This is a genomic window from Nocardia sp. NPDC059240 (assembly GCF_042753865.1).
Taxonomy (GTDB): Bacteria; Actinomycetota; Actinomycetes; order Mycobacteriales; family Mycobacteriaceae; genus Nocardia.
Window position 1 is genome coordinate 85731 of record NZ_JBHZAC010000001.1, and the last position, 25326, is coordinate 111056.

26 protein-coding genes and 1 riboswitch are annotated in these 25326 nt (G+C 67.5%); of the genes, 6 read left to right on the plus strand and 20 right to left on the minus strand.

Features of this window, described 5'->3' with window-relative positions:
• Positions 1 to 2 precede the first annotated feature (2 nt).
• On the minus strand, positions 3 to 479 hold the full coding sequence (locus ACFXHA_RS00405; protein ID WP_379351840.1) for an RDD family protein: 477 nt from the start codon (positions 477 to 479) through the stop codon (positions 3 to 5).
• A gap of 102 nt (positions 480 to 581) precedes the next feature.
• On the minus strand, positions 582 to 1235 hold the full coding sequence (locus tag ACFXHA_RS00410) for a TMEM175 family protein (protein ID WP_379351841.1): 654 nt from the start codon (positions 1233 to 1235) through the stop codon (positions 582 to 584).
• Positions 1236 to 1326: 91 nt separating this feature from the next.
• Between ACFXHA_RS00410 and ACFXHA_RS00415 the strand changes: the two genes are divergently transcribed.
• Positions 1327 to 2091, plus strand: a complete 765-nt coding sequence (locus tag ACFXHA_RS00415) for an SDR family NAD(P)-dependent oxidoreductase (RefSeq protein WP_379351842.1) — start codon at positions 1327 to 1329, stop codon at positions 2089 to 2091.
• Positions 2092 to 2254: 163 nt separating this feature from the next.
• Positions 2255 to 4099 carry a hypothetical protein gene (locus ACFXHA_RS00420; RefSeq protein WP_379351843.1) on the plus strand — a complete coding sequence of 615 codons (1845 nt, stop codon included), beginning with the start codon at positions 2255 to 2257 and terminating at the stop codon, positions 4097 to 4099.
• 45 nt (positions 4100 to 4144) lie between these two features.
• Here the strand turns inward: ACFXHA_RS00420 and ACFXHA_RS00425 are convergent, their stop codons facing one another.
• The 3 genes from ACFXHA_RS00425 to ACFXHA_RS00435 are packed head-to-tail and all read right to left on the minus strand — an operon-like array spanning position 4145 to position 7926.
• Positions 4145 to 5464, minus strand: coding sequence for a nitrate/sulfonate/bicarbonate ABC transporter ATP-binding protein (locus ACFXHA_RS00425; protein ID WP_379351844.1), 1320 nt, complete (start codon positions 5462 to 5464; stop codon positions 4145 to 4147).
• A 12-nt stretch (positions 5465 to 5476) separates the two neighbouring features.
• Positions 5477 to 7216 carry an ABC transporter permease gene (locus ACFXHA_RS00430; RefSeq protein WP_379351845.1) on the minus strand — a complete coding sequence of 580 codons (1740 nt, stop codon included), beginning with the start codon at positions 7214 to 7216 and terminating at the stop codon, positions 5477 to 5479.
• Positions 7213 to 7926, minus strand: coding sequence for an MgtC/SapB family protein (locus ACFXHA_RS00435; RefSeq protein ID WP_379351846.1), 714 nt, complete (start codon positions 7924 to 7926; stop codon positions 7213 to 7215). Before ACFXHA_RS00435 ends, ACFXHA_RS00430 begins: the two co-directional genes overlap by 4 nt.
• Before the next feature lie 219 nt (positions 7927 to 8145).
• Positions 8146 to 8319, minus strand: a riboswitch (M-box (ykoK) riboswitch).
• 159 nt (positions 8320 to 8478) lie between these two features.
• Between ACFXHA_RS00435 and ACFXHA_RS00440 the strand changes: the two genes are divergently transcribed.
• Positions 8479 to 8958, plus strand: a complete 480-nt coding sequence (locus ACFXHA_RS00440; protein WP_379351847.1) for a VOC family protein — start codon at positions 8479 to 8481, stop codon at positions 8956 to 8958.
• A 20-nt stretch (positions 8959 to 8978) separates the two neighbouring features.
• On the opposite strand, the gene ACFXHA_RS00445 is transcribed toward ACFXHA_RS00440, so the two are convergent.
• Entirely contained in the window at positions 8979 to 9605 is a 627-nt protein-coding gene (locus ACFXHA_RS00445; RefSeq protein WP_379351848.1) for a TetR/AcrR family transcriptional regulator, read from the minus strand.
• A gap of 78 nt (positions 9606 to 9683) precedes the next feature.
• The gene (locus tag ACFXHA_RS00450) at positions 9684 to 10082 is read right to left on the minus strand and encodes a hypothetical protein (RefSeq protein ID WP_379351849.1); all 399 of its coding nucleotides are present in this window, start codon (positions 10080 to 10082) and stop codon (positions 9684 to 9686) included.
• Positions 10083 to 10669: 587 nt separating this feature from the next.
• On the opposite strand from ACFXHA_RS00450, the gene ACFXHA_RS00455 reads away from it, so the two are divergent.
• Positions 10670 to 11092 (plus strand): hypothetical protein, encoded by a 423-nt coding sequence (locus ACFXHA_RS00455; protein WP_379351850.1) that lies wholly within the window; start codon positions 10670 to 10672, stop codon positions 11090 to 11092.
• Positions 11093 to 11099: 7 nt separating this feature from the next.
• Here the strand turns inward: ACFXHA_RS00455 and ACFXHA_RS00460 are convergent, their stop codons facing one another.
• The 7 genes from ACFXHA_RS00460 to ACFXHA_RS00490 form a co-directional block, all read right to left on the minus strand.
• On the minus strand, positions 11100 to 11408 hold the full coding sequence (locus tag ACFXHA_RS00460; RefSeq protein ID WP_379351851.1) for a winged helix-turn-helix domain-containing protein: 309 nt from the start codon (positions 11406 to 11408) through the stop codon (positions 11100 to 11102).
• A complete protein-coding gene (locus ACFXHA_RS00465; RefSeq protein ID WP_379351852.1) occupies positions 11405 to 11869 on the minus strand; it encodes a hypothetical protein in 465 nt (154 codons plus the stop codon). Before ACFXHA_RS00465 ends, ACFXHA_RS00460 begins: the two co-directional genes overlap by 4 nt.
• A 70-nt stretch (positions 11870 to 11939) precedes the next feature.
• Complete coding sequence (locus ACFXHA_RS00470) at positions 11940 to 12743, minus strand: class I SAM-dependent methyltransferase (protein ID WP_379351853.1); 804 nt, start codon at positions 12741 to 12743, stop codon at positions 11940 to 11942.
• A gap of 144 nt (positions 12744 to 12887) precedes the next feature.
• On the minus strand, positions 12888 to 13304 hold the full coding sequence (locus tag ACFXHA_RS00475; protein ID WP_379351854.1) for a hypothetical protein: 417 nt from the start codon (positions 13302 to 13304) through the stop codon (positions 12888 to 12890).
• The gene (locus tag ACFXHA_RS00480; protein WP_379351855.1) at positions 13301 to 13735 is read right to left on the minus strand and encodes a MarR family winged helix-turn-helix transcriptional regulator; all 435 of its coding nucleotides are present in this window, start codon (positions 13733 to 13735) and stop codon (positions 13301 to 13303) included. Before ACFXHA_RS00480 ends, ACFXHA_RS00475 begins: the two co-directional genes overlap by 4 nt.
• Positions 13736 to 13825: 90 nt before the next feature.
• Positions 13826 to 15694 carry a Na+/H+ antiporter gene (locus ACFXHA_RS00485; protein ID WP_379351856.1) on the minus strand — a complete coding sequence of 623 codons (1869 nt, stop codon included), beginning with the start codon at positions 15692 to 15694 and terminating at the stop codon, positions 13826 to 13828.
• A gap of 98 nt (positions 15695 to 15792) precedes the next feature.
• A complete protein-coding gene (locus ACFXHA_RS00490; RefSeq protein WP_379351857.1) occupies positions 15793 to 15963 on the minus strand; it encodes a hypothetical protein in 171 nt (56 codons plus the stop codon).
• A gap of 252 nt (positions 15964 to 16215) precedes the next feature.
• On the opposite strand from ACFXHA_RS00490, the gene ACFXHA_RS00495 reads away from it, so the two are divergent.
• Positions 16216 to 17571, plus strand: a complete 1356-nt coding sequence (locus tag ACFXHA_RS00495; protein ID WP_379351858.1) for a GDSL-type esterase/lipase family protein — start codon at positions 16216 to 16218, stop codon at positions 17569 to 17571.
• Here ACFXHA_RS00495 and ACFXHA_RS00500 read toward each other — a convergent pair.
• Complete coding sequence (locus ACFXHA_RS00500) at positions 17568 to 18164, minus strand: TetR/AcrR family transcriptional regulator (RefSeq protein WP_379351859.1); 597 nt, start codon at positions 18162 to 18164, stop codon at positions 17568 to 17570. The two genes, ACFXHA_RS00495 and ACFXHA_RS00500, sit on opposite strands and share 4 nt — an antisense overlap.
• A gap of 123 nt (positions 18165 to 18287) precedes the next feature.
• Between ACFXHA_RS00500 and ACFXHA_RS00505 the strand changes: the two genes are divergently transcribed.
• Positions 18288 to 19244, plus strand: coding sequence for an alpha/beta hydrolase family protein (locus tag ACFXHA_RS00505; RefSeq protein ID WP_379351860.1), 957 nt, complete (start codon positions 18288 to 18290; stop codon positions 19242 to 19244).
• Between the two features lie 24 nt (positions 19245 to 19268).
• Here ACFXHA_RS00505 and ACFXHA_RS00510 read toward each other — a convergent pair whose 3' ends face one another.
• The 5 genes from ACFXHA_RS00510 to ACFXHA_RS00530 all read right to left on the minus strand — a co-directional run bounded on the left by ACFXHA_RS00510 (position 19269) and on the right by ACFXHA_RS00530 (position 25263).
• Positions 19269 to 20594 (minus strand): pyridoxal-phosphate dependent enzyme, encoded by a 1326-nt coding sequence (locus ACFXHA_RS00510; protein ID WP_379351861.1) that lies wholly within the window; start codon positions 20592 to 20594, stop codon positions 19269 to 19271.
• Complete coding sequence (locus ACFXHA_RS00515) at positions 20594 to 22030, minus strand: decarboxylase (protein ID WP_379351862.1); 1437 nt, start codon at positions 22028 to 22030, stop codon at positions 20594 to 20596. Before ACFXHA_RS00515 ends, ACFXHA_RS00510 begins: the two co-directional genes overlap by 1 nt.
• The gene (locus tag ACFXHA_RS00520) at positions 22027 to 23289 is read right to left on the minus strand and encodes a heavy-metal-associated domain-containing protein (protein ID WP_379351863.1); all 1263 of its coding nucleotides are present in this window, start codon (positions 23287 to 23289) and stop codon (positions 22027 to 22029) included. The genes ACFXHA_RS00515 and ACFXHA_RS00520 overlap by 4 nt, the downstream gene beginning before the upstream one ends.
• Positions 23286 to 24506, minus strand: coding sequence for an aminotransferase class V-fold PLP-dependent enzyme (locus tag ACFXHA_RS00525; RefSeq protein ID WP_379351864.1), 1221 nt, complete (start codon positions 24504 to 24506; stop codon positions 23286 to 23288). Before ACFXHA_RS00525 ends, ACFXHA_RS00520 begins: the two co-directional genes overlap by 4 nt.
• A 196-nt stretch (positions 24507 to 24702) precedes the next feature.
• On the minus strand, positions 24703 to 25263 hold the full coding sequence (locus ACFXHA_RS00530) for a DUF2599 domain-containing protein (RefSeq protein ID WP_379351865.1): 561 nt from the start codon (positions 25261 to 25263) through the stop codon (positions 24703 to 24705).
• Positions 25264 to 25326 lie beyond the last annotated feature (63 nt).

Consider the following 25326-nt stretch of genomic DNA (forward strand, 5'->3'; position numbering starts at 1 on the left):
GATCAGGCCTTGACCACCTGGGTGCCGTCGGCGAAATTGTCGTGCCAGCCCTGCTTGGTCGGGCTCGCCGAGACCGTCACCGCGATCGCGAGCGCCGCGCAGAACCACAACAGACCACCGATCCACGGAATCACATTCAGCAGCATGTAGGCATTGCGCTTGGCCGAATCAGCCAGGCTCGGTTTGAGAGCACTGTGGGAGCCGTTGACGTGCAAGCCCAGAATCCGCTTACCCGGGGTGGCGCCGGTGAGGACCTCGAAGCCCACGAAGTAGAGGAACCCGAACCCCGCACCGGGCAGGATATCGACCCAGCCCGGCAGGTTCGAGCCGATGTTCAACAGCCAGAACAGGATCGCGCCCACAATCCCGGCGATGATCCAGTCGATGAACCGCGCCGCCGCACGCGACCCGATCCCCGCCGGGGTCACCCCGACCGCCGACCCCAGGTACCCGAACTGCCCGTAACCACCCGTGGTCATCGTTCCTCCTCGTATCGACCACACTTGCCGATTCCATCCTGGCGACACCGACCCCGCGCCCGCATCGGGGACCTCCCTGGAATCGACCCTGATTCGTGCCGGTCAGAACCGGTGCAGAATCCGCGGCGAGAGCGCCGAATTGATCTGCAGGGCAATGATCAGCCCGATGCTCAAATACGTACTCACCGGGCACAGCGCCACACTCACCGCATACAGCATCTGCACCACCACGATCCGATCGCGGATCGCGCGCACGTCACCGGGTTCGGTGGACTCGGCCAGCAGCCCGGCGCGCCGCGCGTAGCGCAGGCTGCCCAACTGCACCAACCCGAGATACAGCAGCCCGACCCAGTACACCCCCAATGCCAGCCGCGACTGCGGAAACGCCGCCAGCAACGCGGTCGCGAACGGCACCATGGCGACCCCGAACAACAGCATCAGGTGAATCCACGCCAACGTGCGGTCGGCGCGCGCGAGCAGATTGAGCTGGGTCTGCTGCCCGATCCAGAACATGCCCAAGGTGAGAAAACCGAGGAAGCAGATCAAGAACTGCGGACCGACATGCGTGAGGGCATGCCACACCGGCTCTTCCGCCGACACCGCCCCCTCGCTCCACAGCACCCGCTCGTGCCAAGCCTGTCCGGCGGGCACATGCAACTCCAACACCAGCAACGTCATGGCGACCGCGAAGATACCGTCGCTCAAAGCCCCCAGCCGACCCAGATCTTGCCCGGCGATGCGGTGATAACGCGTCATGCGCGGCACCCTAACCCGCAAGGGTGGTGGTGACACACCCACCATAAGCACGCACTGTCTACCGATCCCGTACCGCAGCAGGCTGAATGCCATGACACACAACGCATCCCGCTTCGACAACAAGATCGCCCTCATCACCGGCGGCAGCAGCGGCATGGGCCTGGCCACCGCCCACCGCCTGCTCGCCGAAGGCGCCCAGGTGATCATCACCGGCCGCGACAAGACCCGCCTCGACGCCGCCGTCACCGAACTCGGTACGCGCGCAACCGCCATCGCCGGGGACGCCACCGATCCCGAGGATCTCGCCGCCCTGACCCGCATCGTGCGCGAGCAGTTCGGCCGCCTCGACGTGCTGTTCGTCAACGCCGGCATCGGCGCCTTCCAGCCCGTCACCGCCGTCACCCCCGACGAATTCGACCGCGTGGTCGACATCAACTTCAAAGCCGCGTTCTTCACCATCCAGCACGCCCTGCCGCTGCTGAGCGAGGGCGGCGCGATCGTCATCAACGCCTCCTTCGCCCTCTACCGCGGAACCCCGGGCACCGCGCTGTATTCGGCGACCAAGGCCGCCGTGCACAACCTCACCCGCACGCTGGCGGCCGAACTGTCGCCCAAGGGAATTCGCGTCAACTCCGTGAGCCCCGGCTTCATCGACACCCCGGCCTACCGCGCCGAGGTCACCCCCGACGCCCAGGCCGCCGCCTCGACCCTGGTCGCCGCCGGCCGCATCGGCATTCCCGACGAGGTCGCCGCCACCGTCGCCTTCCTCGCCTCGCCCGACGCCTCCTACATCACCGGCCAAGACTTGCTCGTCGACGGCGGCCTCACGACCCTGGTCCCCGCCGCCATGGTGTGAAAGCTTGGCGCCGGAACCGCCCGCGACACCGGACGCGGGCGAGCATACTGGTTCCGCGCGGGCGACAGCGGCTCGAGATCAACTGGCGCACAGCAACTTTCGTGCTGAACCGGCCAGGCTGAGCCTCCCGGGCGGATCGCCGCGCCCGAAAGGAGTATCGGCCATGGCACGCATCAACTCTCCACTGATCAGCGGGCAGATTCTCGTCGCCGAGGATCTACTGGTATCGAGCAACGGCCAGTACGCCGCCTACATGCAGAGCGACGGAAACCTGGTGCTGATCGAGCTCCAGAACAACAACCATCCATACTGGTCGGTCGGCGCCGATGAATCCGGCGGTTACGTCGCGAAGCCCGTTCCCGGCGGCAAATACTTCGTCGCGATGCAAGGCGACGGGAACCTCGTCCTCTACAACGGCACCACCGTCGCCGATGCCGTGGCGAAAAACGCCTACTGGTCATCGCATACGAGCGGGAAAGGAAGCTCCGGCTGGCTGGAGGTACAGAACGACGGGAATCTGTCCATCACCCTGCCCGGACCCGGCAATTCCAGGACCCCCATCTGGAATTCCCACACCTCCTGGGTGAGCATGCGGGTCGACAACGGGGTCACCGCGCTGACGACTAACCAGTGGTTCCGAAACGGAACGTACCTGTTGTCCCCGTTCCACAAATTCGCCGTCCTGCTGCAGAACGACGGGAATCTGGTGGTGTTCCCGACCCTGCCCGAATCGCCGTACACCCCCGACTTCAGCACGCCGCTCTGGTCGGTCTGGCGCGACAAGCTCCCCTTCGTCGGTCAACCGCACGGCGGCAACTATTTCGGTCTCATGCAGAACGACGGCAACTTCGTCCTCTACAACGGCACCGATCCCGCACACATCACCGGTCCGTACTGGGCCACCGACACCGTGCAGAGTGCCCACGGTAATTTCGTCTTCGCGGTCGACGACGGGTTCTTCTCCCCGGAGTACGCGGGCGGCTTCGTCCTGTGCCGGGGGCTTGATCCGACCGGGGACCTGATGCAACGGATCTACCCCTACACCGCCTGGATGGAGGTGATGGGCCCACGCATCGCGAACAAGCCGCTGTACCAAATGGCCATACCGGGAACACACGACTCCGGAACGTACGGGTTGGACCTCACGATGGGGTTCGCGCCGGACTCGGACAGCACCGGGGACATCTTGGACCCGCTGGGGGCGACCACATTACTGTGGGCGAAGGCTCAAGACCACGATATCGCAACGCAATTGAACACCGGTATCCGATTCTTCGACCTCCGCATAGCCGAAACCCTGACCGTTCCGCCGGGCACGAACATGCCCAACCCGCCGTGGGGAAACCGCATCAGGATCGTCCATTCGTTGTACGGCCCGCTACTGGCCGACATCCTCGCTCCGATCGTGAAGTTCGTGGACGCCCACCCCAAAGAATTGGTGATCCTGTACTTCTCGACGAACAAGCAGGGTTTGATGAACAACGAGTCGTGGGCCGGGCTCGCCGAGTACTTGAAGACCGTGTTCACCACCAAGTTGGCGCCCCAGACGGCACAGGGCGCCACCGTCACTCCGAAAGAGCTGTGGGATCAGCATCAGCAGATCATCCTCATCTGGGAGGACGCGAATACGGCCAGTGCGAACGGTTTCTGGTTCGACGGCCACTGCCTGGACAAGGCGTGGTATCACGAAGAAAATCCCAGCCTGGCCAACATGAAGGCCTTCGCTGAGAACGCGTTGAAAGCGCGGACCGACACCAACTTCCTCCTGATACCCGGCGCCATCGGTGCCACCCAAACCCTCATCCTGGCAGGCAAATTCCCCAATATCGACAACAGCAACATGGGACACCCGAAATCGCTCGAGGATATCGCGAAGCAGGTGACACCGGCGGTGTCGGACTGGCTGCGCACCGACTGGGTCGGACTGCCGTGGAACATCATCAGCTGCGACTTCTATGAGCTGGGCAACGAAGTGGACGACGTCCTCTGGCGCAACACCGTCACCTAGACCGACCGAAAGCGGGGCCGATGCCTCCGGCAGCGGCCCCGCGGGTCAGGAGGCGCGCAGATCGGCGGCGGGGTCGGTGGTGATCCGCCCGGAATCGGTGTCGTAGTCGTAAAGCTCGGCGTACCGGCCCCACTCGATGGCCAGATCCAGCTGCCGGCGCGCATCCTCGTCGGAGAACCCGCGCTGCAACAGATCCAGAATGAAATCCGCGCGCACCGTCTCGTTGCTGCTGCCCACCAGCGCACTGCAAATGGTGCGCACCAGCGGGGCACGGCGACGAGCCTGCGCGGCGAAAATGGCCTTACTGGCCTGGATGTCGGCATTGGTGAAGTTCGCGCCCACATTGGTCAGGATCACGTCACCGGATTCCACCAGCAGGAACCCCAGCAGCGCCGCCGCGTCGACCAGCGGCATCAGGTCATCGAGTTCGAAGTTGAGCTCATCGGCCACCACCGGCAGATCCGCGCGACCGCTGTTGCCGTAGACCAGTTCCAGCAGACCCGCGATCCCGCCGACCGACGCATCCGGCAACGGCACCGCGAACGGTGTCGCGGTATCGGTCGGGGTCGCAATGGTTTCGGTGTCGCGCCCGGTGAGCAGCCCGTAGATCTGATCCACCAGCGCCACGAATCCGGGCGCGCGGCGATTGCGCGGGCGCGGCTGCGCGACCGTGACCTCGGCGATGATGCGCCCGGGATTGGAGCCCAGCACCACCACTCGATCCGCCAGCTGCACGGCCTCCTCGATATTGTGGGTGACGATGCAGATGCATTTGGTGGGAAAGTCCTTGGTGGCCCACAAATTCACCAGTTCGGTGCGCAGGTTCTCCGCGGTCAGCACGTCCAGCGCCGAGAACGGCTCGTCCATCAGCAGCAGGTCCGGTTCCAGCACCAGCGCGCGAGCGAACCCGACACGCTGGCGCATCCCGCCGGAGAGCTCCTTGGGGTAGGCGGTCTCGAAACCGTCGAGACCGATCCGGTCGATCGCCTCGAGGGCGCGTTGGCGGCGCGCCTCGGGCGGCACCCCGCGCGCGGCCAATCCCAGCTCCACATTGTCCTGCACGGTCAGCCACGGCATCAGCGCGAAGGACTGGAACACCAGCGCCGCACCGGGATTGGTGCCCCGCAGCGGGCGATCCCGGTAGCTGATCTGCCCGCTGGACGGTGCCAGTAGTCCCGAGATCAGGCGCAGCAGCGTCGACTTGCCCGAGCCCGAACGGCCCAGCAATGCCACGATCTCACCTTCGCGCAGTTGCAGATTCACCTGATCGAGCACGTTGAGTGGCTCACCCGAGGCGCCGGTGAAGGACATGTCGATGTCCTTCAGGTCCATCAGGACCTCGCCGGCGGCAATGGTTTCGGTCATGTGGGGCTCCTCTCAGAGCGAGTAGCGGCGCTGCGCCAGGTCGTAGAGCCGACGCCAGAACAAACGATTGATACCGACCACGAAGGCGCTCATGGCCAGCACGCCGACCAGAATGCGCGGCCAGTCCCCGTCACGGGTGGCCTCGGCGATGTAGGCGCCCAGACCGGTCGCCATCAAGGTGTGCTGACCCGATGACACGATCTCGGCGACGATGGAGGCGTTCCATGCCCCGCCCGCCGCGGTGATCGCGCCGGTGACGAAGCTGGGGAAAATAGCGGGCAGAATCAGCTTGCGCCACCAAAGAAGGCGCGGCAGCCGCAGATTCGCCGCCGCCTCGCGCAGATCGTTGGGCACCGCCGACGCACCGGCGATCACATTGAACAGGATGTACCACTGCGCACCCAGCGCCATCAGCAGGATCGAAGCCCACTGCAAGCTCGCGCCCGTGGCCACCATCACCGCGGCCACCAGCACGAACAGGAAGTTGGCCGGAAAACTGGCCAGTACCTGAACGATCGGCTGCGCCAGCCGCGACACCCGCGGATTGAGCCCGATCCACACTCCGACCGGCACCCACACCACGGTGGAGAAGATCAGCACCACGATCACCCGTGCGAGGGTGATCAAGCCCAGTCCCAGCGCATGCCCGACCTCGCCGAAACCGACCGAATTGTTGATGTAGTCCACGATCGCGACGGTTCCGGCGATCAGACCGGCCGCGACCACGATCGCGAACACCGCGTCCCCGGTACGCCGCCGCGCCGGGGCCACATACAGCGGATGCTCGGCCAGCCCGAACAGACCCATGAACCGGTCGATCGGGTACACCAGCGGCCCGAGCGCCCGGCCCAGCAGCCCGGGAACATGGCTGCGGCGCAACAGATCCAGCATCAGGCTGCGCGGCGCGTCCGCGGATTCGGTGTCCTCCATGCGGAATCGCTCCGCCCACACCGTGAGCGGCCGCCAGAACAGTACATTGAGCCCGATGATCATCACGACCATCACGGCGATGGCCAGCAACACCCGCCCGATCTGCGAATCGGCGTTGGCGGTGGCGACATACGAGCCGATGCCCGGCAATACGTACTGGCGGTTGTTGACGCTGATGGCTTCGGCCGCGGTCAGGAAGAACCAGCCGCCGCCGAAACTCATCATCGCGTTCCACACCAGCGGGAACATGCCCGAGGGGACATCGACCCGCCAGAACCGTTGCCAGCGTGAGAGTCTCAGATTCCGGGCGGCCTCATCGAGTTCACGCGGCTGCGAGACCAGGCTGTGGTGGAACGCGAAGGTCATGTTCCACGCCTGCGAGGTGAAGATCGCGAAGATCGAGGCGCACTCGAGGCCCAGCGAGGAACCCGGGAACAGGGCGATGAACCCCGTCACCGTCACCGACAGGAAGCCCAGGATCGGCACCGACTGCAGAATGTCGAGCAGCGGCAGCAGCACTTTCTCCGCCCGCGGCAGCCGCGCGGCCGCGGTCGCGTAGACGAAGGTGAACAGGATCGACAGTCCCAGGGCCAGCAGCATGCGCAACAGTGACCGCGCGGCATAGTAGGGCAGCTCACCCGGATCGGTGGACACCGTTGTGGGCGCGGAATTCTCGTCGAAGGGCACGTGCATGCCCGCCGAGACCCGCACGATCAGCCAGATCAGAATGGCCGCGCCCGCGAACACCGCGATATCCGCCCACCGCGAGCGCGGCCTATCCAGCACGCCGCGGGTGGGATACGACCGCAGTGACGCGTTCACTGCTCGTCCTCCACCGGCATCGGAACCGTGCGCCACCCGACACTGGTCACCGACGGCTCCAAGCTCAACCGGCTCACCGCCGCCTCCATCTGCCGATCGTCGCGCCGGTCCCCGGTCAACTCCGCACGCACCTGCACCCGCCCGGGTTTGGTGTCGTGGCTCGAGATCGAATTGAGCTGAAAGTCGGTGCGCGTCAACGACTGCACCAGCAGCGCCCGCACATGCGCCTCGTGGTCGTCATCGGTGTCGGCGGTGAACGCATACAGGGCGACCTGCGCCTCGGGACCGTCGGTCACCGGACGATCCACCGTGCGCGCCACCGTGCGCAGCGCGGTGTTCACCACGACCACCGCCACCGTGCCCGCCACCGCGGTCGGATACATACCCGCACCCGCCAACGCGCCCACCGCGGCCGCACACCACAGGGTGGCGGCGGTATTGAGCCCGCGGATATTGAACCCGTCGCGCAGGATGACACCCGCGCCCAGGAACCCGATACCCGAAACGATCTGTGCCGCAACACGAGTCGGATCGGCGTCGCGCCCGCTGAAGCCGTGCGCGGACAACAGCACGAACAGTGTCGCCCCGGCGGCGACGAGCGCGTTGGTGCGCAATCCGGCCATCCGCGCCCGGAACTGGCGCTCGAACCCGATCACCGCACCCAACCCGACACCGGTGCCGAGGCGCAGCAGCATTTCCCACGTGGTCATTGCATTCTCCGAAACAGGGGAGGACGGCGCACGCTACAGATCAGACGCTCCCGATCGGACGCTACAGGGCGTGCGGTAGCGGGCGAGGGATTGCAGCGGTGTCGCCGAGTGAACGATTGGCTAACGGACTTCGATACGGTCCATCGGGCACGACCACCACCTCCTCGGCACAGCGCATACACATGCCAGGGGAGTGGGAACGGCGAAAACCGCCGATTCGGGTACCACCCCTCGTAAGACGTTCAGCACTCCACGGCGTAAACCCACCCGCGGGTGGGAGCCGGTCGGGGCTACCCCTTAACTCGGGGCAACCTGTCCTGATCCGGGGCGTCTCTCGACGTTCGGGATCGCCGGCCTGTATCCGTGAAGGAGCCTCAGCTAACGACGGCACCTTGCGGCGATGAGTAAACACCCGTGCCCGTCGATCGGCAAATCGATGTGACCGCCGTCGCGATGGAGGTGTTCGCGTGAACCAGCTCCCATCATTATTCCGACCGATCGGTCGGATTGTTACGGTGGGCAGGTCCGAACCCCGAACAGAGGAGCTCGCAGATGCCCATCATCAACGTCGGCTACCACCTCGGAGTGGTGGTCAGCGATCTTCGCGCAGCCATGGACGAACTCAGCGAACTGCTGGGCTCCGACTGGGGACCGATCGTGCCCAGCGGGCATCAGTCCGGGCCCGGCGACCCGGCCGATACCGCACCCCGGATGACCATCTCGCGGCAGGGGCCGCCGTATATCGAACTGCTGCAACGCACTCCGGGCACGGTGTGGGATACCCTCGGCCTGCACCACATCGGCTACTGGGCCGCGGACGCGCGAGCCGAATCCGAACGGATGGCCGCGCAAGGCTTCCCTCTCGAGGCGAGCGCCGTCGTGCTGCACGGCGACACCGAGCCCGGTGTCTACTACCACCGCACCGCCGACGGATTGCGCCTCGAACTGGTCGAATTCGGCCGCGGCGGACCGCCACTGGCCCAATATCTCGGCCTGCCCTCCGACTTCGAGATGCCGACCGATGCGGCCTGAACCGGCGTAATTCGCGGACTTCAGCCGCGATACACACCGCGATAGGCGTCGATGGTCTCGACCAGGTGATCCACGATCTGCTCACGCGTGGCGCGCAGCGTGCCGTTGAGCCAGGCCGAGAACATGCCCGCGTTGCCCGAGGCCATGGTGACCGCTGCCAGCCGCCGCTGCACGGGATCGTCGATATGGGCGAAGAGGTGGTCCTGGATCAGCCGGGTGAAGGCGGGCATGACCGCGATCGTGGTCTGCCCCAGCCCCGTCGAGGAATACGGCTCCACCAGGAACAGCCGCGATTTACGCGGATCCTCGAGGACCTTGTCCACCAAGGTTTCCGACAGCATGCGGTCGCGCACCGGATCGTCGACGACGGCGAAGGCGGTCATCGGATCCAGGAACTCCTCGGCGATCTGCCGGTAGAGCACGTCGAGCAGTTCGTCTCGGCTGGCGAAGGATTCGTAGAAGTAGCGGTCGGTCAGGGTGGCGCGGCGGCAGACCGCGCGCATGGTGACCGCGCCCGCCCCGGATTCGCCGATCAGATCCAGTGCGGCCTCGAGCAGCGCGGTCCGGCGCGCCTCACGGCGTTCGGTGAGGGTCGTTCCACCCCAGATGCGGGGCTCGGCGTCGGAGGGCGGTTGCTCGGTCTGCACCGGGTCAAGAGTAATGCCCGGGGCCGGGCGGGCATGCACACCCGGCCCCGGACCGATCGGTATTGATGAGCAGGCGGGTCAGCCGGTGACCACGCAGGCGCTGCCCAGATTGATGCCGGTGCCGACTGTCACCAGCGCCCACTGCGACCCGTTGTAGGACCAGGCCTGCACATAGTGCTGCCCCTTGGCCGTCGGCGTCCAGCTCGAGGTGGCGGTGCCGCCGGTGCCGAGACTGAACTGCTGCGGGTTGAAACTGCCCGACGCGCTGTCGTAGAGCCAGACGTATTCGTTGGGACTGCCGTTCACGGTGACCGTGTAGGAGCAGTTGGTGCCGTAGCCGCCACCGATGCTCGAACCGGTGGCCACCGTGACGCTGGTGACGTACGCCCCGGCGTCGGGTGCGGTGAGCACGAGTGCCGCGCCGGCGGCGGCGAAGGCGGTGAATGCGGTGAGGGCCGACTTCCGTGACCGGATCATCGTCGATCATCTCCCCAGATGAGGGTGAATGCGGGATCTGCGACGCCGTTGGCGCATAAGGGAAGTGTCAGCGTTCAGGGGACCCGACACGCGCGTATCGGACTACTCGTCCGGTAGTGACCGCCGCCGCGGCAGCCGCCATGATCGCCCGCAATCAACGGGTTTCGCCGCAATCGACGCGAAAACCTCGACGCCCCTAACGATCCCCTAATTCGTCCGTCCGATTCGCCGAATAGCTAACGTGCCGCTAACGTTCCGATTGTCCGAATCAGTGGGGAGCGGCAACGCGCAGACGCCCCCGCCGACGGGCACGGCGAGCCGGCTTCCCCGCGGCTCGCACCCGCGTTCCCGCCAGCACAGCGGGTGCCGCGAAACCCGGCGTCGCCGAACCGGACCCGATCCCGCGTTCGGTGACGCCGCCCGCACCGGTACCGGTGGCCGCGCCGATTGTGATCGACCACGATTCCCGCGCAAAGGCTCCGAGATGCGCCCGGCGCTGCCATGATCGACACTGCTCGTACCAGTTTCGATCACCACCGTGAATCCCACTGGCTCCCAGAAACGCTCGCGGTGAGAAGGACCCGCTCATGGCCCGAACTCTCTACGCCGAAGCACCCGCCGCGCCCGAAACCCTCGAACCCTCCGGATGGGGACGGCATCTAGGCGTCAGCGACGACATCGCCGACGGCCTCTACTCCGATCAGCTCGGCGCACTGATCTTCGTGCGCAAACTGGTGCGCTGCGGATACGCGTTCAACGCCGTGATCGCCGTGCTGGTGTGGGCCGGGATCGCCCTGTGGGGCCGCTACTCCGGACCCCGCACCTTCCACGACTGCACCTCGGTGCCGGGCCTGTCGGCCGGGTGCGACCCGGCGGTGCCGGGCTGGATCCTCGGGACCGCCAGCGGATTCGTCTCCGGCGCAGTGCTGTTCGCGTTGATGTCGCTGCCGTGCTTCGTCGTCGGGTACGCCGTGCGCTGGGCCGCGAAAGCGATGGCCGACCGCAACTAGCGTGCGACTAGTCCTGGCCCGGTCCGGTCGCGCCCGCGACGATCTCGCGCAAGGCCGCGATGTGACCGTCGAAGGCGGTGCGCCCGTCCGGGGTGAGGCGGGCGCGGACCTTGCGGCGGCTGCCCTCGAGACGGCGCTCGGTGGCGACATAGCCCGCTTCCTCCAGCGTCGCAAGCTGTTTGGACAGCGCCGAATCCGACAGCCGCAGCCGGTCCTTGAGGAACGCGAACTCCGCCCAATCCGCCGCCGCCAGGGTCGCCACGAGATTCAACCGGGTACTGGGGTGGATCAATTCGTCGAAGCGTGGCGCGGTCATGCGTGCGCCCAGCGGCGCAGCACCCGCAGCAGCTCCGGGCCGCCGAAGCCGATGATCGCCGCGACCACCAGAGCCGACCAGGTGCCGGTGTGCTCGGCTCCGTCGGCATGCAGCGCGAACGCCAGCGCGACGGTGAGGGCGACCAGGCCCAGCAGCATCCCGATCACGACCAGGGGTGTCCGCCGCCCCGCCACATCGGCGCTGACCTGCACCTGACCGGTGCGCCGGCGTCCGTCGAGCCACCGCGAGGCCAGGGCCGAATGCCCCGCGCCGAACGCCAGCGTCGCCACGATGGTCAGCCAGCCGGGCCCGAAGTCGCCGATCATCCCCAAAACCACCCAGCCGCAAGCCATTCCCCACCAGTAGCCGCGTGGCAATCCGACCTCGTCGGCGACCTGTCGTCGGGCGTGCCCGGCCGCGTCGAGCGCGGCGCGGGCCTGGTCCGGAGTGATGCCGTCCATGACTGCTCCTTACTTTCCTACCTGGAAAGTAAGAGTCCACTTTCCAGGTAGGAAAGTCAAGGGTGGGGTGTCAGTCCGCGAAGCGCAGCAGCGTCAGCGAAGGGCGCAGCGCATGACCGATCGGGGTGTCGGCGGCCCAGCGCAGCAGCGGCGACGCCCAGCGCCCGCGACCGCGTGGCGGGATCAGGTCCTGGGCGGCAACGACTCCCGGGATCCGGGCCGCGAGCCGACGGGCCTGCCGCGGGGACTGACTCGTCGGCATCGGCGGGGCGACATAGCTGTCGCTGAGGCGTACCTTGCCGCGCATCGTCATCGCACTGAACAGCCGCGGAATCGAGTCGTAGACCAGGGTGCCGCCGGGGAAGTGGACAGCGAGATCCGTGATCAGCCGGTCGATCTCGGCAGGCGGCAGATACATGAAAAGCCCCTCGGCGGTGATCACCGCCGGACCCGCCGGCACCTGGTCGAGCCAGGAGCGATCCAGCACCGAACACGGCAATCGGGTGATCGCCGACGCGGGCAGCAGTCGCTGCTGGACGGCCACCATCTCCGGCAGATCGAGGGAAAACCACGGCCCGGCCGGCTCACCCAGCCGCCAGTACGTCGTCTGCAGGCCCTCGCCGAGCGCGATCACCGGCCGATTCGGGTGCGCGGCACGGAAATCCGCCACCACCTCGTCGATCACCATCGCCCGCAACGCATGCACCTGACTCGGTGGCCCGAACCGCTCGAAATCCTCCCCGCTCAATGCCCGATACAACCGGACGGCCTCCGCGTCGGCGAACACGGAGTCGGACCGCAGCGCCTCCTCGGCCCGATTGCGCAGCGTCCACAGCGCCGTCTCGGGCACCGCGGTCAATTCGGTTTCCTGCATGGGACTCTCCTCGCTCGGGGATTCGGTGCGCATTCCTGCACTATCGCCGCCGAGGAGGCCCGCTGGATTGGACAAATGTTCCCTGCCGCGATCTCGGTAGCATGGCGGCATGGGGTCCGCGGTGACCGACCTGAACGGCTATCGCTATGCGCACCAAGGGAATGTGGTGAGATCCGGCTCGACCCAGCCCTGCCGCGCCCGCGGCAGGGCTAGCGTCCCCGGACGGTAGAAGCGGTTGAGCAGCCGCTTGTCCAGCAGGGCGCGATGGTGATCGGCGAAGGCCGCGAAATCCTCCTCGCCGGACTCCATCGCGTGATGCCCGACCAACTCCACCCACGCGCGACTGACGGTCACGTGATACTTCTGCGGCGCACCCGCATAGCGCGCCGTGCGCTGAATCCCGTTGCTCACCAACTCGATTGCCGCCGTCACCCCACGGCGTCGCACCGCCAGCCAGGTCAGGTGCACATGCTGGCGATGCCCGAAGCGTTCGGCCTCGGCCATCACCTCGGCCATCAATTCGTCGAATTCGGTGGGTGTTTCGGGATGTGTCGAGGTCATGAGGACACCTCTGTGAGTGCTTGCAGAGCGTCACGCAGTCCTGCCACCGCTTGCGCGGACAAACCGGCCAACGCGCGACGCTCCAATTCGGCCATGCTTTCCCGGATGGTGGCGGCGGTCGTCCGCCCGGACGCGGTGAGTTCGATCAACACGGCCCGGCGATCGCCCGGCCGATTGCCCCGCGTGATGTGGCCGCGCCGCTCGAGCCGATCCAGCACGCTGGTCAGCGTGGTGGGCCGGCTCCCCACGGCGACACCCAGTTCCGACACGGTCCGCCCGCGTCCGTCGGCAAGGTTGGCCAACGCATTGATCTCCGAAGCGGTCAAATCCAGATCGACCAACTCCGCCGCCAGCACCTGCAACGTGGCATGTGTCGCCCGCTGCAACGCCAGCACAGCCGACCATTCGGAAGACAATGAACCAGATCCCACGATTTCGAACTATACGATTTCGTAGTATCTACCGCAAGACCCGTCCCCGCCGGTGAAGGACTTGCGAATCAACGGGATTGAACGCCGGGCTCAGCCGAGCAGTTCGTCCAGGTAGCACCAGCGCCAGGATTCGCCGGGTTCGACGCTGCGCATGACCGGGTGGCCGGTGTTGTTGAAATGGTTGGTGGCGTGGTTGCCGGGGGAGGAGTCACAGCAGGCGACGTGACCGCATTCGAGGCACATGCGCAGGTGGACCCAGACCAGGCCCTCGTCGAGGCATTCGCCGCAGGCGTCGGGGGTATCGGGGGTGCGGACGCAGGGGGCCTCGCGGAGGTGTTCGCAGGCGCCGGGGGTGACGGGAGAACGGAGGGCTACGCCATCGTCGTCGTCGGCTTCGGCCACGCGGTCGATGGTGGATTCCTCGATGTCGAGGGTGGCCATGACCGCCTGCAGGACCTCCTGGTCGATGACGCCGGAATCGCGGACGCGCAGCACGGTTTCGCGTTCGGCGGTGAGCATGGCCAGGCGTAGTCGGCGGTATTCGCCGCTGGGGGTGACGCGCTGGGATTCGGAGCGGCCCAGCAGCTCCCACGCGGATTGGGCGCGCACGACCACACGGTTGCGCAGGGCGTCGACGACATCGGGCGGGGTTTCGGGGGAGATGTTCTCTTCCAGGGCCTTGAGGCCCGCGGTGGTGGCCTGCTGCAGCAGGTTGGCCTCCTGCAGCAGGTCTTCGGCCTGACTGGGGCCGCGCAGGCGCAGCAGCCGCACCAGCGCGGGCAGCGAGAGTCCTTGCAGCAGCAGGGTTCCGCCCACCACGACCACGGCCAGCAACTGCAGGGTCGCCAATTCCGGTGTGTCGCTGGGCAGTAGCAGGGCTGCGGCCAGGGTGACCACGCCGCGCATGCCCGCCCAGCCGACCACGGCGGGGCCGGTCCACTCGGGTTTGGGTTTGCCCTGCCGCCGTCCTTCGATCGCCCAGGCCAGATAGGTGGCCGGGAACGTCCAGACCGGGCGCACCACGATCACCGTCACCAGCACCGCGACGCAGGTCCACACCAGCGTGGTGTGCGGCAGCCCACTGTGCCAGGCAGCCTCGACCAGGTGGCGCACCTGCAGCCCGATCAGCAGGAACACCGCGCTCTCGAGCAGGAACTGGATGGTGCGCCAATTCGTGTGCTCGGCGATGCGCGAGGCCGCGCTCTGCCAATGCGGGGCACCGTGACCCAGGATCAAGCCACAGGTCACCACCGCGATCACGCCCGAGGCGTGCACGGCCTCGGCGGGCAGATACGCGATCCACGGTGCGAGCAGCGACACCGAGGTGTCGAGCACCGGATCGTTGATGCGCCGCCGCAGGAACGCCAGCACCAGGGCCGCCGCTCCACCGATGAGCGCGCCACCACCGGCCGCGCCGACGAAACTGGCCCCCGCCTGCCACATCGTCACGCTGCCCGCCATGGCCGCGACCGCGGTCCGCAACGTCACCAGCGCGGTGGCATCGTTGAACAGGGATTCGCCCTCGAGCAGGGTCACGATCCGGCGCGGCATCCCGACCCGGCGTGCCACCGCGGTCGCCGCGACCGCATCCGGCGGGGCGACGATCGCCCCGATCGCCACCGCCGCCGAGAACGGCACCGGCAGCAGCCAATACACCACACCGCCCACCGCGAACGCGGTGAACAACACCAACCCGACCGACAGCATGGTGATCGAGGTCTTCTTGGGTTTGAAATCGACCAGCGACGCCCGGATCGCGGTCGTGTACAGCAGCGGCGGCAGCAACCCCAGCAACACCAGTTCGGGTTCGATATCGAACTCCGGCACGAACGGCAGATACGAGGCCACCACCCCGGCCACCGTCAGCACGAATGGCTCACCCAACCCCAGCCGTCGCGCACCGGCCGCCAATGCGACCGCCACCGACACCAGCACGACGAGTCCGAAAGCCAACTCCACGCGAATATCCTGCCAGCCGCGACCCCCGAACCCCGCACCGGCTCGCCACGGGCGAACACCCGCGCCCGCAAACCGCGACTAGCGCCCGGAAACCGGAACTATTCGGCGTGCCCGGCGTTGGCCCGCGAGATCGCGAACACCCCGATCCGGGTGATCAACGCCAGCACCCACAACCCGACCCCGACCAGATTCCATTCCGTCCCGGAATTGAAGTACGTGCCCGCGAGGATGGCGACCACCCCCGCACCGAAACTCAAGGCCGTGGCCACATTGCAGACGTTGCGCGTGATGTGCAGGCCGACGGGCAGGCCCGCGGTTGGCTCGATACTGATGGTGAATCTCCCTGCCCGGCTACTGATCTCGACCCGAGGGACCTTAGCGTGTCCTGACCCCGGTTGCCGAGTCGGCTGCAACGGGCGGGTGGGGCAACGATATTCGCGTTCGCCGTCGGCGGACCGACCTGGCGCGATAGTGTGCGCCGCACGCGAACTGCTGCGCGCAGCCAGACCGACGGAGTACCGATGTCCTTGCCACCACAGCGGCGCACGACCGGTCTCGGCGGGCGTGGACTTCGGGTGCTGGGCGTGACGGTGGCGGCGACGCTCAGGCTCGGTCTCCCGGGCCTGGGTGTGGGACCGGCTGCCGCGGAGGCTGATTCGGCGCCGGAATGCGGGGGATCGCACTGGGTCGGGTCCTGGGCGGCCGCGCCCTCGGACTGGTTGGGGCTGGCCGATCCCGCGCTCGTGCCGCAGGTTTCGATCGCTGATCAGACCTACCGGATCGTGGTCACCCCGCATCTGGGCGGTTCGACGCTGCGCATCCACCTCACCAACCGCTATCGCCCGCTGCCGCTCACGATCGGCGCGGTGACGGTCGGGGTGCAGACGAGCGGGGCGGGCGTCGACCCGGAATCGCTTCGCCCGGTGACCTTCTCCGGCCGCACCGGCGCGACCATCGCCGCGGGCGACGACCTGGTCAGCGATCCGATCGAGCTGCCGGTGCAGGCGTGGCAGCGGCTCGCGGTGAGCGTGCACCTGCCGGAGTCCGCGCTGCTGCCGACCGAGCATTTCGACGGCGAGGCCACCAGCTACTACGCGCTGCCCGGTACCGGCGACCACACCGCCGATGCCGCACCCGACACGTTCGCCTTGCGCACGACCGCGGTGCCGCTGGCCTCCGGCATCGACGTGCAGGCTCCCGGTGCGGTGTCGAGCCTGGTCGCCCTGGGTGATTCGATCACCGACGGCTACGTCGCCTCGAATGTGCTGGGCGTCCCGCAGGACTCGGCCGTGGTGGACACCGACTCCCGCTATCCGGACTTCCTGCAGCGCCGGCTCGACGCGGCCGGGCACACGATCTCGGTGCTCGACCTGGGGATCTCCGGCAACCGCGTACTCGCCGGTGGATTCATCCCGCAATTCGGACCCAGCACCCTCGACCGCCTCGACCACGATGTCCTCGCCCAGGCAGGCGTCACCGATGTCATCCTCCTGGAAGGCATCAACGACCTCGGCATCCCCATCGGCGCGGACTACGAGCAGCTCGTCGCCGCCTACACCACGCTGATCGCCCGCATGAAAACCGCGGGCCTGCACGTACATCTGGGCACCCTGACTCCCGCGGCCAACGCGGTGACAGACGGCCTGTCCGCGCCCCTGGCCGATGGTGTGCGCCTGCGTCTCAACGACTGGATCCGCCATCAGACCCTCGCCGACAGTGTCATCGATTTCGCTGCCGCCGTCGCGAACCCGGCCGACCCCAGCACCCTCGATCCGCGCTTCGCCGGTCCGGACAACCTGCACCCCAACCCCGCCGGCTATCAGGCCATGGCCGAGGCCGTCGACCTGAACGTGCTGCACGGCTCCGAGTGCGGCTAGTCGTCCTGATCGGCCGGGAGTTGCATCCCCCGCAGGAGTAGCCCGACCAGTCGGCGCGGGTCGTAGCGCGGATCGTCGTCGCGGCCGATGCAGAGGTTGCCGACGCCGCGCATCAGTTCGAAAGCCTCGGTGCCGGGCGTGATTTCACCGGCCGCCTCGGCGGCGGCGAGCAACTGCGCGCAGACGGGCACCAGCCGGTCGAGGAAATAGGTGTGCAGGGCATCGAAGCCGTCGCTGCGCGGTGCGTCGGCCAGCCCGTGCTTGGTGACCAGGAAATCGATGAACAGATCGATCCACCGGTGCAGGGCGGTCAACGCGGAGTCGTTCTCGGCCAACAGGATCGGGCCCGCGTCCGCGCACGCCTCGACCTGGTGGCGGTACACGGCCACGACCAGCTCCGCCCGCGTCGGGAAATGCCGGTACATCGTCCCGATCCCGACACCCGCGCGGGCGGCGATCTCGCGGATCGGCGCATTGACACCGGAGGTCACGAACACCTCGGCCGCGGCCGCCAGCAACGTCTGTTGATTGCGCACCGCATCGGCGCGTTTACCGCGCCCCGAGGCCTGGTCGGACCCGTCTGTGCTCGACACCGCGCGCACTCCTTCCCACGGACTGTTTACAAAGCGGAACATTGTTCCGTATAGTTCCGGAACATCGTTCCGCTTGTGCAGCTTAGCTCGAGCGGTCACACGATTCAGGGAAGGAATGCAGTCATGAACGAATCACCCTCCGACACCAACCCCGTGGCGGTGGCCTCGGTCGCCCCGGTGGCGCTGGACGCCCCCGGTCGTGCGGTCGATCTGCAGCTGCGGGTCTCCGCGCCCGTCACCGGGAACGACCTGCCGATCGTGCTGTTGTCCCACGGTCTCGGTCACTCCGGCCACCTCTCGTCCCTCGACGGCTATGCCCCGCTCGCTCATTACTGGGCCGCACGCGGCTTCGTGGTGATCCAGCCGACGCATCTGGACTCCATGACGCTCGCCGACCACCCCGCCCTGAAACAGCCTGCGGCCCAAGCAGTTCCGCACTGGCGATCACGCGCCGAGGACATGACGTTCATCCTCGACCGGCTCGAGGCGATCGCCGCCCTGGTCCCGCAGCTCAGCGGCCGCCTGGATCCGAGCCGGGTCGCCGTGGCCGGGCACTCGATGGGCGGGCACACCGCGGGTCTGCTGCTGGGTGCGAGCCTCATCGATCCCGCCGGCGGCAACCCGGTGAGCCTCGCCGAGCCGCGCATCGCCGCGGGCATCCTGTTCGCGGCACCGGGCCGCGGTGACGCGGTCACCGACTTCGTCTCCCAGCACTATCCGTTCCTCGCGACCAGCGACTTCGCCACCATGACGACCCCCGCGCTCGTGGTCGCCGGAGACAAGGACGCCTCACCCCATCTGACCGCGGCGGGCCCGGACTGGCACGTCGACGCCTACACCTTCGCCCCCGGACCCAAATCCCTGCTCACCCTGTACGGGGCCGAACACGGTCTGGGCGGGATCTCCGGCTACGACGTCGCCGAGACCACCGACGAGAATCCCGAACGCGTCGCCACGCTGCAGCGGGTGACCCTGGCCTACCTGCGCTCCGCGCTGACTGGCGACGATTCCGACTGGACGCGAACGCGGGCCGAGATGGCCGACGGATCGCACCCGATCGGCCGCATCGATTCGAAGTAGCCTGACCGAACCAGCCAGGCCGAACTAGCCGGGCCGGGGCGCGGATTCGAGCGGTTTGCCCGCATCCCGCCACGCGGTGAGCCCGCCCGCCAGGCTGAACGCGGCATACCCACTACGGCGGGCCAGGGCCGCGAAACGTAGCGACACCTCACCCACCGGGCACACGAAAACCAGTGGCCGCGAGCGGGAAAACGGCACACCCTGCGCGAACATGTCCTCGAGCTGATCGTCGCGAATGTTCAATGCACCCGGTACGTGTCCGATGCGATAGGCCATCGCGCCCCGGGTGTCGACAATGGTCGGCCGAGATTCGCGGTCCAGCGCTTCGAGGGCGTCGGGGGTGAGGGTCGGGGTGGCGGAAAGCTCACTGCCGGTCGGGGGTTGGGCGCGGCCGGGCTTGCCGAACAGCTCCGGGCGGCGCTTGCGGATGTAGGACAGATACGGTTCGAGCCGGTCGCAGACGATGAACACCGCGACCAGCGGCTCGGTCCGGGGCTCGACGCCGGCCAGGAAATCCAGTGCCGCAGCGTAGGTCGCGCCGCTCGTCGGCCCGGCCAGCACGCCGTGGGTGGTGGCCAGTGCGAGGGTGGCGTCGACCGCGCGCCCGGCCTCTACGGCCAGGATCTGGTCGTAGAAGTCGGGCTGGAACAGCCCCACATCCCACATCTCGGTCTCCGAGCGGATGCCCGGAATGAAGTCGCCGCGTTCGGAGACCACGGCGATCGTCGCGAGATCCGGATTGTGTTTGCGCAGAAAGGTCGCCGTCCCGCGGGTGGATCCGGTGGTGCCGAGCCCGCCGATCAGATAGTCGACACGGGTGATGCCGTCCCGCGAAAGATCCTCGTGGATCTCGCGTCCCGTGCCCTGATAGTGCGCCTCGATGTTCTTCTCGCTCGTGTACTGCGAGGGGTGATACCAAGCCCCCGGCGTACGCGCCATGGTCGATTCGATCACCGAGTAGACGTCGTTGGGCGCGGTCGGATCCGGACATTCCGACAGCCCGGGCAGCTCCTCGATCTCGGTGCCCAACAGCTGCAACAGCTCCCGCACCTCGGCGACCTTGATCCGATTGGTGACCGCCCGCAACCCGACTCCGTGCATCGCCGCCAGAATCCGCAACGCCTTGGCGGTATTGCCGCTCGACGCCTCGATGAGCGTCTTCTTCCCGGCCACGATGTCGTCGAGATCATCGCGGATCATGCCCCACGCCACCCGGTCCTTCACCGACCCGAACGGGTTGTAGAACTCGAGTTTCGCGTACAACTCGACATGCGTGAGCCCGTGCACGGCCGGATCCAGCCGCAGTAGCGGGGTGTTGCCGATCAGTTCGGTGATGTGGTCGTAGCGCATCAGTGCACCTCGTGCCGGTAGTCAACGTCGCGGCACACCCGAAACGTCCCGGACTGTTGCGCCACCGCGAGTTTGGGTGGCACCGAATGCATCGATGCGCGCGCTGCCGATAAATCCATGTGGTAGGCAGCGGTATTGGGGAAGACCAAGAAGTCTCCGGGCGCGGGACAGCGTGGCAGCCACACCTTGTGATTGGTGATCAGGTCCCGTTCCAGGCACAGCCGTCCCGCCAGGAACACCCCGACCGCACCGGAATTCGCGGACTCGGCAGCGGACCCGTTCGCGGGCACCAGGATCGGATCCACCATCACCTCCTGATCGGCCGGTGTGACGGTGTCGCGGCTGAGATCGAGATTGACCAGGGTCGACCCATCGGCGGTCTCCTTCACGAATTCCACCCGCGCCACCGTGATTCCGGCATGATCGACCAGCGACTTGCCCGGCTCCAGCCACACTTCGAGGAGATTCTCCGCCGCCACCGCCGCCAGCCCGCGCCCGCCGTGTGACTCCAGCCCGGTATCGAGCAGATCGGCCAGCATGCGCGCTGCATCCACAGTGTTAGCGTATTTGTGAAAAACCGGTGTCCCGTGTACCGCGCCGTCTTCGAGGTGGAACCCGAAAGTGTTGCCGCCCCAGGTCATCGGCTCCCCGCGACCCAGTAGCGATTCCCGCAGCGCGTGCACGTATGCGTCGAATGCCGTGGCATCGGCAGTGAACACCTGCCGGAAACCGCCACCGATGTTCAGTATCGACGGGGTGAGCCCGGCCGCGTACGCGCGCTCGGTCAACTCCAGGCAACTTTCCACCGCGCGCACCCGCTCGGCCGGTTCCCCCGAGTCCAGGTGAAAGGCGAACCCACGGAACTCGATCCGCTCGCGCTCGGCGGCGAGCACCTTCAGCACGGCATCGATCCGTGCCAGCGGCACCCCGAACCGGCTCACCGGGGTGCCCGCGAAACCGCAGACCCGCACCAGGACCGGTACCCGCGCCCCCGGCTCGGTCAGCGCCGCAATGCGTTCCAACTCCCACGGATTGTCGATATTGATCGTCACCCCGCGCTCGACCAGGTCCGCCACGAACTCCGCACCCTTGGGGCCGGTCACCTCGATACGGTCCGGTGTGAACCCCGCGCCCAGCGCGCTGTCGAGTTCCGCGGCCGAGGCCACATCGATCCCCACTCCGGCGGCCCACGCGGTGAGCACGAACGCCCGCGACTGATTCACCTTGTGCGCGTAGCAGATCCGGAACCCCGGCACCCGCGCCGCCAGCACGCCCCGCAACCCCTCCAGGTTCTCCGCGAACACCTGCGGGAACACCAGATGCGCCGGCGACCCGAACTCGGCGACCGCCGCCTCCACCGCGCCCGGTGACGTCAGGAACGTCCGCACCAGCGCATGCATCTTCGCCGGGAGCCCCGGCGGCGCGGCAGCCGTCATACCGCGGTTTCGCTGGCCGCGGCCGCGGGCGTGACCAGGGTCGGGTTGTAGCCGCCGTCGCGCAAGGCCTCGAAGGCGCGATGCCGGTTGCGGGGACTGCGGAAATCGGCGATCACCCGTTTGCTGACCAGATCGATCTCGGTGACGTCGATGCTCATCGACTCCAGCACCCCGGTCACCGTGCGGATGCAATGCTTGCAGGTCATATCGGGTACGTAGAACACCCGGTCCTCGGTCGCCAGTTCGGCCGTGTCGGAACCGGTTTCGGCCGCCACTTCCGCGACGGTGACCCGGTCCACGATCCGGGTCAACAGGTCGGTGAACTTGTCGATGACCAGCGGCAGGATGCTGTAATGCGCGCCGTCGAGCTGATGCGGCATGGCGGCCAGGCAGGCCGGACGGGTGCCCGGCGGCAGTAGCGCGTACTGACGCGAGATCAGATCCAGTTCGTCGTGATACTTGGCGATCGCCTCGGCCACGCTCAAACCCTCGGCGTGGGTGGCGCGGCGCATGACCCGGTGCGCGTCCTCGATGGTCATGTCCTTCATGGCGCGCAGCGTCGCCACCGTCTCGGCCGAATACCGCACGGTCCCATCGGGTTGGGTGCTCAGGGTGACCGCGATCATGCCGCGCCGATAGCTCGACGCCTGCAACTCCCAGAACCAGCGGGTCGCCACCGCCGAATAGATGCCCGAATCCTTCATCCCGACCGCGAATTCGGCCGGGCTGCGATACGGCGTCCACCGCGCCAGCAACGCGTGCTGGGCCAGCGCGCGGCCCGCCGCCTCGATGCCGACCCGGAAGATCTCGTACGGTTCGTGATCGGTGGTGGTGCCCTCGAGCACCGCCTCGTCGCGCGGGCTCAACTCCGACATGCGCTGCGCCAGCGCGGTATCGGCCTGCAGGGCGTGCCACAGCGTCAGCACCGTCTCGCGCATGGCGATCGGCACGATCGGGCCCAGGCCGCCGCTGCGGAAATGCCCCGTATTGGGGATGCCGTCGCTGTCGGTCCAGGCGATGCGATGGGTGGCGCTGGTGACCTGATCGGCGCGACACGGCCGCATGAACCGCTCCAGATACAGCCGCTGCGACAGATTCAGATGCGAGCCCGGCTCCGGTTGCAGTGCCGCGCAGGTGTATTCGATGCGTCGCGGCGGCGGCAGCACCGGCGGCGCACCCAGCCCGGGACGGGCCAGCACGGCCAGCACCCGCGACGCGGAGCGCCGGTCGTAGCGGGGTTCGGGACCGGTAGTTGTCAAGAGACCTCCTCGGCAATCGTGGCGACACACTCGGTGAACCGGTCGATCTCGTCGAAGGTGTTGTAGAGGTGGGTCGACACCCGCACCGAGTCCTCATCGGTCGGCGCGTGCTCGGCGGGCACGCAGTGTGCGCCGGTGCGGACCAGGAAACCCAGCTCGCTCAGCACGAATCCCAGGTCGGTGGCACTGATCCCGGCCAGCGTGAACGACACGATCCCGTAGCCGGTCTCGCACGGCGCGTACGCGGGCCCGGGCAGGAACTCCAGCCCCGCGATCGGGCGCAGCCCCGCGATCAGCCGCTGCGTCAACGCGCGATTGTGGTCGGTGATGGCGTCCAGTCCCACCTCGTCGAGCACCTCGAGGGCCGCGCCCAGCGCGAGAATGCCGGGAATATTGTGGGTGCCGCCTTCCAATAGTTGCGGCATCGCTCCGGCCAGCAGCCCCGAATCATCCAGCGCCACCGCCGAATTCCCGCCCGGCAAAAACGGCGCGAGTTCGCCGTGGCGTCGGCGGCGGCAGTACAGCACCCCGGTGCCGGGCGCGCCGAACATCTTGTGCGCGGAGAACACCGCGAAATCCGCGTCCAGTTCCTCGACCCGCACCGGCAGGTGCCCGCCGGACTGGCTGCAGTCGAAACACAGCGCGATCGCCGGATCGATGCGCCCGCGCAGCTCTTCGAGGGTGTTGAGCGCCCCGAACACATGATGCAGATGGCTCACGGTGATCAACCGGGTGCGTGCGGTGACGCGGGCGGCAATATCGTCGGTATCGGCCTCACCCAGCGCGGTCACCCGGTACGGCACCAGCGTGACGGTGCGTCCGAACCGTGCCAGCAACTGTCGCACCTGCTGCCACGGATACACATTCGACGCATGATCGCGTGGGCTGTAAAGAATTTCGTCGCCATCGGCAAGATTGGTGAGCGCCCACGACAACGCCACCGCGTTCAGCCCGGCCGTCGCCCCGCCGGTGAACACCACCTCATCCGGTGCGGCCCCGATGAATTCGGCCATCGCCGCACGCACGTCCTCGATGCGGCGGGTCAGGCTCGACGCCCACGGATAGGTGCCGCGTCCGGCGTTGGCGGTGCGCTCGCTGTGATACCCGTGCACCGCGTCGATCACCCGCCGCGGCTTCTGGGTGGTGGACGCGGAATCGAGATACACCTCCGAGGTCGCGCTCAGCGCGGGAAACAGCGAGCGCGCAGCGGCGGACACCGCACTGCTCGACGCTGGTGCAGCGCCGATCGACGCTGGTGCGGAGGCGCGCACCGGTGCCTCCCTCCGAAGAGTTCGCGCTGGACCTCACCAACGATACGCACAATTGCCGCGCGCCTCGAAGGTTCTCGCGGGCAACCGCTTTCGCCGGTACGGCTTCGTTACCGCCTCGAAGAACCGTCGCGGTGCGGGGCCGTCAGCGCTCCGGGCCGCCCGGATTGCACATCGCCGCCACGGTCGCGTCGTAGCCGACGGCGGGTCGCCAGGGCTCGATGTTCCAGCTCGGCTTGTCCGGGGCGACCACGCGGGCCCACTCCCAATGGCAGCGGAATTGGTCGTACATGCCGGGGGTGTCGGCGTCGGGGGCAGCGGTGAGTACCTCTTGCCACGCGCGGCCGAGCGCGGCCGGGAACTTGTCGGTGCGCCCGGCTGCGGTGGGATAGATGTGCAGCCGCCGGCCGTCGATGTCGTCGGTCCACTCGGTGTGGTCGATGAGCGATTGGTCCGGATACGGGTCTGCCGTCGGCACTCCCGCCACCGGCGCGGTGGGCGCGGGCGCGATCGGCGCCGACGATCCGGTGGCGATCGGTGCCGACGACCCGGCCACCGGTGGCGCGCCGGCCGTGCCGGTCTGTGGTGCCAGGGTCAGCGAACTCACCACTACCGGCGCCGACTCCTCGGCCGCACCGCAACCGGTAAGTACCAGTGCCAGCGCGAGCACGGGCGGGCCACCCGCGAGTTTCCAGCGCCGCCGCATGAGCATTGCCCCTTTCGATCCGATCCGTCCCGCCCGGATCCGACGCTACCAGCGGCGATCACA